The organism is Tessaracoccus aquimaris, from assembly GCF_001997345.1.
Taxonomy (GTDB): domain Bacteria; phylum Actinomycetota; class Actinomycetes; order Propionibacteriales; family Propionibacteriaceae; genus Arachnia; species Arachnia aquimaris.
Window position 1 is genome coordinate 3672220 of the sequence record NZ_CP019606.1, and the last position, 11391, is coordinate 3683610.

An 11391-nucleotide genomic window follows, 5' to 3' on the forward strand; every position below is an offset into this window, starting at 1 on the left:
CATGGCAGTGAAGGCGCCCGTCACGGCGACTGCGTAGGCTGGGAGTTTCGTCGGCGTGCCGGTCGACGAGGCGCCCGAGAACGTGAGGAAGTAGCGATGAGGCTGTTGCCGACCCCGACCCAGGTGGACTGGAACGACGGCGAGTTCCCGCTTCCCAACCCGCTCCCGGTCAGGGGAGGCGGGCCAGCGGCGCAGGTGCTCTCGGAGCGCCTGAACATCGCGGCGGGCCTGGGGATCGACGCTGACGGCGAGGGCCCAGGCGTCGAGTTCATCCGCGACGAGACGCTCGGCGCAGAGGCCTACCGTCTCACCGTCGACGGCGAGGGCGTCCGGATCGCCTCATCCGACGACCGGGGAGCGGGCTGGGCGGTGCAGACGCTGCTGCAACTGCTCCCCGTCCAGGTGCACGGCCCCGGCCCGATGCAGCCGGGCGACCTGCGCGTGCCGCACGTCGAGATCCTCGACGCCCCCACCTACGGTTGGCGCGGCTCGCACATCGACGTGGTGCGGCACTTCTTCCCGGTCGAGGCGCTGCTGCGCCACCTCGACGTGATGGCCATGCACAAGCTCAACGTGCTGCATCTGCACCTGACCGACGACCAGGGCTGGCGGCTGCCCGTCGCCAAGTACCCGAGGCTCGCAGAGGTCGCGGCGTGGCGGCCTGGCACCCTCGCCGGCCACCACACGCTGCCCGGCGACATCCTCGAGCACGACGGTCGCCCGCACGGCGGGTCCTACACAGAGGACGACCTGCGGCGCCTCGTCGCGGCAGCCGACCGGCTCGGCATCATGGTGGTCCCCGAGATCGACATGCCGGGGCACATGGAGGCCGTGGTGGCCGCCTACCCCGAGTTCGGCGCCTGCGACCACGTGCAGCACCCGCGCACCTCGTTCGCCATCTCGGAGCACGTGCTGCGCCTCGACGAGGCCTCGCTGCAGTTCTGCAGGGACGCCCTCGACGCGGCCATGGACCTGTTCCCCGGCTCGCCCATCCACATCGGCGGCGACGAATGCCCCGGCAGCGAGTGGTTCGCGGACCCGGCCTCGGTCGAGACCATGGCCCGGATCGGCGCGACCGATGCGGCCTCCGCCCAGGCCTGGTTCGAGCGCGAGATGTGCGAACACGTCACCTCGGCAGGCCGCACGGTGATCGCCTGGGACGAGGTCCTCGACGGCGGCGCCCCCGACGGCACCGTGGTGATGGCCTGGCGCAACCGCGAGGCCGTCGCCCGCGCGTCCGCGGCGGGGCACGATGTGATCGCCGCCCCCGTGGAGTTCACCTACTTCGACTACAGCCAGTACGAGGGCCCCGAGCAACCGCTCGCCATCAACGGCCCCACCGGCCAGGCGCGCGTCGCGGAACTGACCCAGGTGCTACGCGAGGTCGAGGGCCCCGGCACCCTGCTCGGCGGGCAGTTCCAGTTGTGGACCGAGTACATCCCCACCTGGGCCCGCGCCGAGTACAACCTGTGGCCGCGCGGCGCGTCGGTCGCGCAGCAGTTGTGGGCGGGCGACCCGGCTGGGACGGGCAGCGTCGCAGGCCTGGGGCGCCACCTCGACAGGCTGACCGCCGCGGAGGTGAACTGGTGCCGTCCGCCGCGCGAGGACCCGCGGTGACGCGCCGGGCGCGCGCGTGGTTTAGTTGGTCCAATTCGATCGCGAGCGAGCCGATCAGGCTCGCGGGGACACAGGAGGCATAGGTGGGCGACGGTGGGCTCTTCGACTGGAACCAGGTTCCGGTCCAGGTGCTGCTCGCCTCGCTGGCGTTCGTGCTGTGCGCCATCATCGGGATGGAGCGGCAGTTCCAGCACAAGTCGGCGGGCATCAAGACGCATGCCCTCGTCGGCCTGGGAAGCTGCGTCTTCACGCTGATCTCGGTGGAGGGGTTCGTGTACCTCGCCGAGTACCACGTGACGCGCGACCCGTCGCGCATCGCGGCCCAGATCGTCAGCGGCATCGGCTTCCTGGGCGCCGGCCTGATCTTCGTCAACCGTGACGTGGTGCGCGGCCTGACGACGGCGGCGTCGATCTGGCTCGCGGCGGCGATCGGCATGGCCTGCGGCTCCGGACTGATCCCCCTCGCGGTGCTCGCCACCGTCCTGCACTTCATCGCGGCGCTCGCCATCCCGCCCCTTGCCCGGCTGCTGCCGCAGAAGGGCGACCGCGCCTCGGTGGTGGTGACCTACACCGACGGGCGCGGCGCGTTGCGCACCATCCTGGAGGAGGCCACCGCGATGGGATGCCGCACCACGCTGCTCAACACCAAGCAGAAGCACGACGAGGAGGGCGCCACCGTGATCCTCGCCGAGATGCGCTTCCAGGGCGGCCCGCAGTTGCGTGACGTGATGGCGCAACTGATGGACCTACCGGACGTGGTGGGCGTCGAACAGGGTCGCCCCGATCCCGACGAGCTCTAGCGAAGCCCTGGACTGGGCCGGATCGCTGCGTAGGCTTGGCGGCATGTGCCGCAACATTCGTCCGTTGAACAACTTCGAGCCGCCCGCCACCTCAGACGAGGTGCGCGCCGCGGCGCTGCAATATGTCCGCAAGGTGGCGGGTGCCACCAAGCCGAGCAAGGCCAACGAGGAGGTCTTCAACCGCGCCGTCGAGGAGATCGCCCACATCACGGCCCACCTGCTCGAGGACCTGGTCACCACCGCCCCGGCCAAGGACAGGGAGGTCGAGGCCGCCAAGGCGAAGGAGCGCTCAGCAAAGCGCTTCGCCGACGCCTCCTGAGGCTCAGCAGCAGGCTGCCCCGCGCCGGAAGGCGCGGGGCAGTCGCGCGTTCCCGCCGCCCTGGGCACTGACAAAATTCAATTCCGAAACAGAGTTGACAAATACAAGGGCGATGGCCTTGACTTGGGTGCAGACCGCCCCACCGTCGAGGAGGAACGAGATGACTGACCAGAAGGCGCACGCCGAACTCCTCGGCGCCATGCGCCTGGACAACGTCGCGCGTTGCTTCGAGCACCTCCGCGACGCCGGCGCAAGCACCGTCGCCGACCTCGCGGCGGCCGTCGGCCTCTCCCGCCCTGCCGTCTCGAAGCGGATCCCCGACCTGATCGCGCTCGGCCTGGTGCGCGAGGAGGCGCCCCTCCAGAAGCGCGGCCAGAGCACCGGTCGCCCGGCCTCCAGGTACGCGGTGCGCGACGACTCCGGCGCGGTCGTCGGCGTCGACCTGGGGCGCCACACGAACCGGATCGTGGTGGCCAACCTCAACGGCGCCGTCGTCGACCGGGCAGACTTCCCCGAGGACCACACCCTCCCCATCGCGCGGCGCCTCGAGAGGCTCCGCGCCCAGGTGGCCGACCTGCTCGGCCGCAACGGCGAACTCGGCGACCTCCGCGCTGTCGGGGCCGCGATCCCCGGGCGTCCGGACGGCGACGGGCTGATGACGCTGTCGATGGTCTTCCCCGAGTGGAACGGCGTCAACGTCCGCGAGGCGCTCGAGGGCGTCTTCGGCGTCCCCGTCGCCCTCGAGAACGACCTGAACGCCGCTGCCCTCGCGGAGAACCGGCTCGGCGGCGCCCCCGCCGACATGGTGCTGGCGCTGGTCTGGCACCAGGTGGCCTCAGGGATACTGACCGACGGCGCCCTGCAGCGCGGACGGCACGGCGCGGCGGGCGACCTGTACCGGCTCCGCTCGACGCACCGCGACGACTTCCGCGAGCGCTGGCCGTCGATGCCGGAGTTTCGGGCAAGCGTCGCGGCAGCGGAGGACGGCGACCCCGCCGAACTGGCCCTCCTGGAACAGTTCGCCGCCGCAGCGGGAGAGCAACTGGCCCACCTGGTCGTCGCCATCGACCCCGAGACTCTGCTGCTCTACGGCGAGGCCGTCGAGAGCGAACTGGTCTGCTCGCTGGTGGAACGAGCCACGGCCCATGCGGTCCTGACCCCTGCGGGCACCCGGATCGAACGCGCGCGACTCGGCGCCGCCGCCCCGGCGCTCGGCGTCACGATGGTCGCGCTCGAGCACCTGTCGGCACGCATCTTCGGCGAGGGTCACGCGGCCTTCCGGCTCCTGGACGCCAGGCGCGCCCAGTGAGGCACTCGAATCTCGGGAAAGGACACCAGATAGCGAACCGGTGACGGCTCAGCCGACCTAGCGACACCGCAGAGGCGACGCCTCTCTCAAGGCCCCCGGAACAGCCGGGGCGGCCACGGCGCTCCGCGCCCGACCGGCGAAACACCTCGCCGCACCCACCACCTCCAGCGGAGGACGACACCGTCCATCCGTGTCCCGAACGCGCCCGCGTCCGGACAACACCCCAGAATCCCTGGAAAGGAAACCCCATGAATCACAGACGATTCTTCCGCGCCGCCATCGGGCTCGCCAGCGTCGGCGCCCTGCTGCTGAGCGCCTGCGGCTCCGACACCCCGCCCGCCGAGAACGGCTCCGGCTCGACCGTCGTGTACGTCGTGCCGAGCAGTTGGACCAAGCTCGGCGCGCTGACCACCAACATCGACGCGTGGGAGGCCAAGACCGGCAACACCGTCGAACTGCAGGCCATCCCCGACGAGCAGTACGACTCGACCGTCCGCGCCCGGCTCCAGGGCGGCGAGGGCATCGACGTCTTCGCAGGCCAGGACTCCGTCGAGGACAAGGCCGCGATCATGCTCGCCGCGGACGAGTCCCTGTTCGCCTCGCGGATGGCAGAGAGCGTCCTCGAGTCGATGCGCTCCGGCGACGGCAAGATCTACTCCTACCCCGGCGCCGACGCGCTGAGCTCGTTCGGCCTCTTCTACAACAAGGACGTCTTCGAGGCGGCGGGCGTCACGCAACTGCCCACCACGCTCGCCGAACTGACCGACGCGCTCACCAAGATCGACGCGACGGGCAAGGCCCCTCTTTCGCTGTCCGGAGCCGAGGGCTGGACGCTGCTGCAGCACCGCAACTCGGTCAACGCAAACCTGCTCGGCGACGACCCTGAGGTCGCGGCCAAGCTCGCCTCGAACGCCACCACCTGGGCGGCCATCCCGGGCGTCACGCAGCAGTACGAGGCGCTGGAAGGATGGGCGAAGTCCGGCCTTCTCAACGACGACGCGCTGACCGCCAGCTACGAGGGCGTCATCAAGGCCGTCGCCACCGGCGAGACCGGCGCCATCATCAACGGCTCCTGGGTGCTCGGCGAGATCCGCAAGCAGAACCCCGACGCCAACGTCGGCTTCCTCGCGCTGCCGACCGAGACGGGCAAGAACACCATCGCGCTGTCGACCCCGCAGATGATGCACATCGCCGCCAAGAGCAAGGTCGCGGCGCAGGCGAAGGACCTTCTCGTCTTCCTCGGCGAGCCCGCGCAGGTCGAGAAGAACCTCGAACTGTCTCCCGGCGTCCCCGCCTTCACCGACGTCACGCTCAAGGGCGACGAGCCCGTGATCGCCGACATCAACGCCTACGTCACCGACGGCCACGTCGGGCTTGCGTTCGACACCGCGACGACCTTCCCGACCCCCGAGGCCGACCTGATCGCCGCCTACCAGGAACTCCTGGCCGGCCGCATCGACGCCGCGGGCTTCGTCCAGCAGGTCGACACCGCATGGGCCAACGCTGGCGCGACCGCCGGCCGCGAGGGGTTCTGAGCCATGAGTGAGCGGGCAGCACGGAGACGCTCCAGGGGACCGGCCATGGCGAGGGCGTACCCCTACTGGTTCCTCGCCCCGGCGACGGCCATCTTCGGCGCGTTCTTCGTGCTGCCCGCCCTGCTCGGCATGTGGCTGAGCTTCACCAACGCGTCGACGGTGGCGTCGCGGCAGGACTTCATCGGCCTCGACAACTTCCGGCTGCTGATCAGGAACGGGCCCGCCTTCCTCGGCGCGCTCGGCAACCAGGTCATCTACGCGGCCAGCACCACGATCGGCAAGACCGGGATCGGCGTGGTCCTCGCGTTCTTCCTGAACCGGGCCTTCGTCGGCCGCAACGCGCTGCGCGCGCTGGTGTACATGCCGATCATGTTCTCGACGATCGTCGTCGGCATCGTGTTCCGCTTCATCCTGGCGGGCGACGGTCTCCTCAACGACGTGCTGCGCGGCGTCGGGCTCGGCGTCCTCGCCCGGGACTGGCTCGGGAGCTTCGAGTTGGCCCTGTGGTCGGTGTCTGCCATCGACATCTGGATGGGCGTCGGCTGGACCGTCGTGCTGGTGCTCGCAGCGCTTCAGGGGGTTCCCGAGGAGCTGATCGAGTCGGCGAAGATCGACGGCGCAAGCAGGTGGCGGCAGGCGACCCAGGTGTCGCTGCCGATCGTCATGCCGACGGTGGGGCTGGCCGCCCTGCTGACCACGATCTCCGGCCTGAAGTCCTTCGAGATCATCTACGCAACAACAGGCGGGGGCCCGGGCAGGTCGACCGAGGTGATGACGACGTTCATCGCGCGGGCGCTCGGCACCACCAACCTCGGATACGCGTCGGCGGTCGGCTTCGTGCAGTTCGCCGTCATCACCGTGATCGCCCTTGGCATCAGCCGGGTGACCCGTCGGGTCGAAGGGAACCAGTCGTGAGGCGTCAACGCATCACCTCGAACATCGTCACGCTGATCGTCGGGGTGGCCGTCGCGGCGATCTTCCTGGTCCCGATGGCGCTCGTCCTGCTCAACTCGGTCAAGTCCTCGGCGGAGGCCGCGTCCTTCGACTTCGCGCTGCCGGCGGCCTGGCGGTTCGACAACTACCTGACGGTCATCCGGGAGCCGTCGGTGGCCACCGGCCTCGTCAACAGCGCCATCATCACGGTGGGGGTGACGGCCGTCACCATCACGATCTGCGCCTTGGCCGGGTACGTGATCGCCAGGCGCACCAGCATCGTCACCCGCGGCGTCTACGCCTTCCTGCTCGCTGGCATGATCGCCCCGTTCTCCTTCGTGCCCGCGATCCGGGTGCTGCAGTGGTTCGGCCTCTACAACACCCACGCGGGCCTGATCCTCTCCGACGTCGCCACCCAGATCCCGTTCATGGTGCTGATCTTCACCAGCTTCGTGCGGCAGATCCCCACCAGCCTCGACGAGGCGGCGATGATCGACGGCGCCGGGCAGCTACGGATCTTCTTCCGGGTGATCTTCCCGCTGATGAAGCCGGTCACCTTCACCGCGCTGGTGCTGCTGTTCACCTACGCATGGAACGAGTTCCAGAACGTCTTGTTCCTCACCTCGTCGTCGTCGATGTGGACCATGCCGATGACCGTCTACAACTTCCAGAGCCTCTACACCTACGACTACTCGCTCGTCTCGGCCAACCTCGTCATCACGATCATCCCGGTGCTTGTGGTGTACCTGTTCGCGCAGCGCTACATCATCTCCGGCATGGTCGCCGGGTCAGTAAAGGGCTGACCCCCAGCCCTCCACACACAGAAGAGAGTTTCATGTCTGATCGCTTTGCCCGCTCGCGGTGGTTCCAGCAGGACCGCTTCGGCATGTTCATCCACTGGGGCCCGTACTCGGTGGCCGGACGAGGGGAGTGGCAGCGCTCGCACGAGGAGTTGCCGAGGGAGGCGTACCAGCCGTTCATCGACGGGTTCCAGCCCCACGGCTTCGACGCAGAGCGCTGGGCGGACGCCGCGGAGAAGGCGGGGATGCGCTACGCGGTGCTGACCGTGAAGCATCACGACGGGTTCTGCCTGTTCGACAGCCGGCACGCCATCTCCGGCGTGATGAGCAACGGCTTCGGGCGCGACCTGCTCGCCGAGTTCCTGGCGGCCTTCCGCGCCCGCGGCATCAAGGTCGGCGTCTACTTCTCGCTGATCGACTGGTCGCACCCCGACTACCCCGCCCACGGCGACCTCAACCACCCGCACCGCCACGACGAGGCCTACCGCGACGCCGAGCACGACTGGGACCGCTACCTGGAGTTCCTGCACGCCCAGGTCCGCGAGGTGATGAGCAACTACGGCTCGCTCGACCTGGTGTGGTTCGACTTCTCCTATGACGACATGTCGGGCGAGAAGTGGCGGGCGCGCGAACTCGTCGAGATGATCCGTGAGCTGCAGCCAGACATCCTGATCAACAACCGGCTCGAGGCAAACGGCGGCAGCTTCGGCTCGATCGCCGAGCCGGAGCCGAAGCCGTGGGCGGGCGACTTCGTCTCACCCGAGCAACTGATCCCGGCCGAGGGGATCCTCGACCAGGCGGGCTCGCCGATCCCGTGGGAGGCCTGCATGACGTTCAACAACCACTGGGGATGGTTCCGCGGCGACCACGCGTTCAAGTCGAGCCAGACCATCATCCGCAAGCTGATCGAGGTCGTCAGCAAGGGCGGCAACCTGCTCCTCAACATCGGCCCCGACCGCGACGGCCGGATCTCCGGCGTCGAACTGCGCATCCTGGAGGACGTCGGCCAGTGGCTGCGCACCAACGGCGACAGCATCTACGGCGCCGGGCGCGCGGGGATCGCCAAGCCTGAGTGGGGCTACTACACCTGCCGCGACGACATGCTGTACGCACACGTCCTTGAGCAGCCCATCGGGCCGCTGGCGCTGGTGGGGGTCGACACCGACACCATCGAGGAGATCGTGATCGACTCCAAGCCTGTCGAGCGGGCCGAGTCCTGGCTGATCGAGGCCTATCCCGACATCGCCTTCGTGAGCTGGGGGGACGACGACCCGGCGTTCACCTACGCCATGCCGGACGAGCGCGCCACCGTGGTGAGCGTGCGCCGCGGCTGAGCGCCCTCGAGGCGGCGGCGTCTCCTCAGGCGGAGACCTCGTCGCGGGCGGCCACGAAGGCGGCGATCGCCGTGTCCAGGTCGTCGCGGGTCATCGTCGCGGACAACTGGGTGCGGATCCGCGCCTTCCCCTTCGGCACCACCGGGTAGCTGAACGCACGGACGTAGACGCCACGGGCCAGGATCGCGTCGGCCATCTTGGCCGCGAGCACCGCGTCGCCGAGCATCACGGGCACGATCGGGTGATCCGACTTGGGCACCTCGAAGCCCTCCTCGACGATCCGACGCCGGAAGTAGGCCGTGTTCTCGCGCAGCCGGTCCAGCAGTTCGGGGTGCGAGCCGATCAGGTCGAGCACCGCCATCGACGCCGCCGTGATGGACGGGGCGAGCGAGTTGCTGAACAGGTACGGGCGGGAACGCTGGCGCAGCAGTTCCACCATCGGGGCCCGAGCGCACGTGAAGCCGCCCGACGCGCCGCCGAGGGCCTTGCCGAGGGTTCCCGTCAGGATGTCGACGCGGTCGGTGACCCCGAACAGCTCGGGGGTCCCTGCGCCCGTCGCCCCCATGAAGCCGACCGCGTGCGAGTCGTCGACCATCACGAGGGCGTCGTACTCGTCGGCGATCGCGCAGATCTCGTCGAGCGGCGCGACGTAGCCGTCCATCGAGAACACGCCGTCGGTGGCGATCAGCCGGTGCCGCGCCCCGGCGGCCGCCTCCAGTTGGCGGCGAAGGTCGTCGAGGTCGCGGTTGTGGTAGCGGTAGCGCTGCGCCTTCGACAGCCGGACGCCGTCGATGATGGAGGCGTGGTTCAGCTCGTCGGAGATGATCGCGTCCTCGGCCCCGAGCAGCGTCTCGAACAGGCCGCCGTTGGCGTCGAAGCACGACGAGTACAAGATGGTGTCGAAGCCGTCGGCGCCGAGCCGCAGGAACGAGGTGAGCGCCGACTCGAGTTCCTTGTGCTGGGTCTGCGTGCCGCAGATGAAGCGGACCGACGCCATCCCGAAGCCCCACCTGTCGAGGGCGTCCTTGGCCGCCTCGATCAGCACAGGTGAGTCGGCGAGGCCCAGATAGTTGTTGGCGCACAGGTTGATGACCTCACCCCCGAGCGTCCCCACGTGGGTCGACTGGGCCGTGGTCAGCGGCGCCTCCTCCTTGTAGAGGCCGTCGCTGCGCAGTTGGGCCAGTTCGCCGTTGATCTGCTCGATGATGTCCATGCCTGCTCCTCTGGTGGTGTCGGTGGATGCCTGCTGTGTCAGTCCCAGGTCATGATGACCTTGCCGGAGCGCCCGTCGCCCGCCACGGCGAACGCCTGCTCGAACTCTCGTGCCGGGAAGCGGTGCGTGATGACGCCCGAGATGTCGAGGCCGGAGCGCAGCAGCGAGCTCATCGCGTACCAGGTCTCGAAGATCTGGCGGCCCGTGACGCCCTGGATGGTCAACATGTTGAAGATGATGGTGGAGAAGTCGACGGTCAGTTCCCGGGTCGGGGTGCCGAGCAGGGCGATCCTGCCGCCGTGGGTCATGTTGTTGATCATGGTCGTCAACGCGACCCCGGAGCCCGACATCTCCAGGCCGATGTCGAAGCCCTCCCGCATCGAGAACCGGTCGTAGACGTCGGAGAGCGACTCGCGACCGACGTTGACGGTGGAGGTCAGGCCGAGCGAGCGGGCCAGTTCGAGGCGCTCGTCGCTCAGGTCGGTGATGACGACGTTGCGGGCGCCCTGGAACTTGGCGACAAGGGCGGCCATGATCCCGATCGGGCCGGCGCCGCTGACCAGCACGTCCTCGGCGAGGGCCGGGAACTGCAGCGCGGCGTGCACCGCGTTGCCGAACGGGTCGAAGATGGCGGCGACGTCCGGGTCGGCGTCCTGCGGGTGCACCCAGACGTTGGCGGCGGGCATCGCGAAGTACTCGGCGAAGGCGCCGTCGACGTGGTACCCGATTCCGCGGGTGTTGCGGCACAGGTGCCGTCTGCCCGCCAGGCACGCGCGGCACCTGCCGCACACGTAGTGTCCCTCGCCGGAGACGAACTGGCCGACCTCCAGGCCCGTGACGGAGGAACCGAGTTCGACGATGTGCCCGCAGAACTCGTGGCCGATGATGCGCGGGGTGGTGACTGTCTTCTCGGCCCAGCCGTCCCACGTCGCGATGTGCAGGTCGGTGCCGCAGATGCCGGTGCGGCTGACGCGGATCAGCACCTCCGTCGGCGAGGGGGTCGGGGTCGGGACGTCGATCAGTTCCAGCCCAGGGCCGGGTCGCGTCTTCGCAAGGGCCAACATAGGATCAATACTTGCACGCCAGCGCGACTTGGCGGCCCCGGGGTGCAGTGACGGTGAGCGACGCGGTTCAGTCGTCGTTGTCGGGAAGGTCCAGTTGCCCGACGAGACGGGCGGGGGCCTGGATGCAGTAGGACTCGGTGAGCAGTTCGGCGACCTCGACCCAGTCGGTGTCCGCGTCGAGGATCAGGCCGATCACATCGGAGCCCCACCCCGCGCGGAAGTAGGGATGGCCCAGGTGCTCGAAGGCGACGACGTCGGCGCTCTGCCCGCGCAGCACGATCCGGAACTGCTGATCCTCGCCTCCGAACAGGTGTGCGACCGTCGACGACCCGACCCGCCACCTGACGCCGACCCAGGCGTCCTCCTCGCGGGTCTCGGGCAGCGTCGCCATCACGGCTCGCACCCGGTCCGCGAGCTGGTCCGGGACCTCGGGCCGTTCGCGTTTCGCCATGGGGTCAGGGTGCCAC

11 protein-coding genes are annotated in these 11391 nt (G+C 69.2%); 8 read left to right on the forward strand and 3 right to left on the reverse strand.

Translation table 11 applies throughout. The annotated features are described in order from the left end of the window. The first annotated feature begins 96 nt into the window (after window positions 1-96). The 8 genes from BW730_RS16690 (at window position 97) to BW730_RS16725 (ending at window position 8647) form a co-directional block, all read left to right on the forward strand. Window positions 97-1617 carry a beta-N-acetylhexosaminidase gene (locus BW730_RS16690; RefSeq protein ID WP_077687254.1) on the forward strand — a complete coding sequence of 507 codons (1521 nt, stop codon included), beginning with the start codon at window positions 97-99 and terminating at the stop codon, window positions 1615-1617. Window positions 1618-1700: 83 nt separating this feature from the next. After that, window positions 1701-2417, forward strand: a complete 717-nt coding sequence (locus tag BW730_RS16695) for an MgtC/SapB family protein (RefSeq protein WP_226996871.1) — start codon at window positions 1701-1703, stop codon at window positions 2415-2417. 43 nt (window positions 2418-2460) lie between these two features. Further along, complete coding sequence (locus BW730_RS16700) at window positions 2461-2736, forward strand: DUF2277 domain-containing protein (RefSeq protein ID WP_077687255.1); 276 nt, start codon at window positions 2461-2463, stop codon at window positions 2734-2736. 160 nt (window positions 2737-2896) lie between these two features. Further along, window positions 2897-4045 (forward strand): ROK family transcriptional regulator, encoded by a 1149-nt coding sequence (locus BW730_RS16705; protein ID WP_158522714.1) that lies wholly within the window; start codon window positions 2897-2899, stop codon window positions 4043-4045. 248 nt (window positions 4046-4293) lie between these two features. Then, entirely contained in the window at window positions 4294-5580 is a 1287-nt protein-coding gene (locus BW730_RS16710) for an ABC transporter substrate-binding protein (RefSeq protein ID WP_077687257.1), read from the forward strand. Window positions 5581-5625: 45 nt separating this feature from the next. Next, entirely contained in the window at window positions 5626-6495 is an 870-nt protein-coding gene (locus BW730_RS16715; RefSeq protein WP_158522715.1) for a carbohydrate ABC transporter permease, read from the forward strand. After that, window positions 6492-7316 (forward strand): carbohydrate ABC transporter permease, encoded by an 825-nt coding sequence (locus tag BW730_RS16720; RefSeq protein ID WP_077687259.1) that lies wholly within the window; start codon window positions 6492-6494, stop codon window positions 7314-7316. The genes BW730_RS16715 and BW730_RS16720 overlap by 4 nt, the downstream gene beginning before the upstream one ends. A gap of 32 nt (window positions 7317-7348) precedes the next feature. Then, a complete protein-coding gene (locus tag BW730_RS16725) occupies window positions 7349-8647 on the forward strand; it encodes an alpha-L-fucosidase (RefSeq protein WP_077687260.1) in 1299 nt (432 codons plus the stop codon). A gap of 25 nt (window positions 8648-8672) precedes the next feature. Here BW730_RS16725 and BW730_RS16730 read toward each other — a convergent pair whose 3' ends face one another. From BW730_RS16730 to BW730_RS16740, 3 genes are all read right to left on the reverse strand, one after another. Then, on the reverse strand, window positions 8673-9860 hold the full coding sequence (locus BW730_RS16730; protein WP_418082022.1) for a glycine C-acetyltransferase: 1188 nt from the start codon (window positions 9858-9860) through the stop codon (window positions 8673-8675). A 38-nt stretch (window positions 9861-9898) separates the two neighbouring features. Then, window positions 9899-10924, reverse strand: coding sequence for an L-threonine 3-dehydrogenase (gene tdh, locus BW730_RS16735; RefSeq protein WP_077687261.1), 1026 nt, complete (start codon window positions 10922-10924; stop codon window positions 9899-9901). 67 nt (window positions 10925-10991) lie between these two features. Then, the gene (locus BW730_RS16740; RefSeq protein WP_077687262.1) at window positions 10992-11375 is read right to left on the reverse strand and encodes an MmcQ/YjbR family DNA-binding protein; all 384 of its coding nucleotides are present in this window, start codon (window positions 11373-11375) and stop codon (window positions 10992-10994) included. Window positions 11376-11391: the final 16 nt, after the last annotated feature.

What these genes read in the sequence shown, in the direction of transcription:
- BW730_RS16690 (WP_077687254.1), top strand. Translation starts at nt 97, where the DNA reads ATGAGGCTGTTGCCGACCCCGACCCAGGTGGACTGGAACGACGGCGAG.
- BW730_RS16700 (WP_077687255.1), top strand. Translation starts at nt 2,461, where the DNA reads ATGTGCCGCAACATTCGTCCGTTGAACAACTTCGAGCCGCCCGCCACC.
- BW730_RS16705 (WP_158522714.1), top strand. Translation starts at nt 2,897, where the DNA reads ATGACTGACCAGAAGGCGCACGCCGAACTCCTCGGCGCCATGCGCCTG.
- BW730_RS16710 (WP_077687257.1), top strand. Translation starts at nt 4,294, where the DNA reads ATGAATCACAGACGATTCTTCCGCGCCGCCATCGGGCTCGCCAGCGTC.
- BW730_RS16715 (WP_158522715.1), top strand. Translation starts at nt 5,626, where the DNA reads ATGGCGAGGGCGTACCCCTACTGGTTCCTCGCCCCGGCGACGGCCATC.
- BW730_RS16725 (WP_077687260.1), top strand. Translation starts at nt 7,349, where the DNA reads ATGTCTGATCGCTTTGCCCGCTCGCGGTGGTTCCAGCAGGACCGCTTC.
- BW730_RS16730 (WP_418082022.1), bottom strand. Translation starts at nt 9,860, where the DNA reads ATGGACATCATCGAGCAGATCAACGGCGAACTGGCCCAACTGCGCAGC.
- tdh (WP_077687261.1), bottom strand. Translation starts at nt 10,924, where the DNA reads ATGTTGGCCCTTGCGAAGACGCGACCCGGCCCTGGGCTGGAACTGATC.
- BW730_RS16740 (WP_077687262.1), bottom strand. Translation starts at nt 11,375, where the DNA reads ATGGCGAAACGCGAACGGCCCGAGGTCCCGGACCAGCTCGCGGACCGG.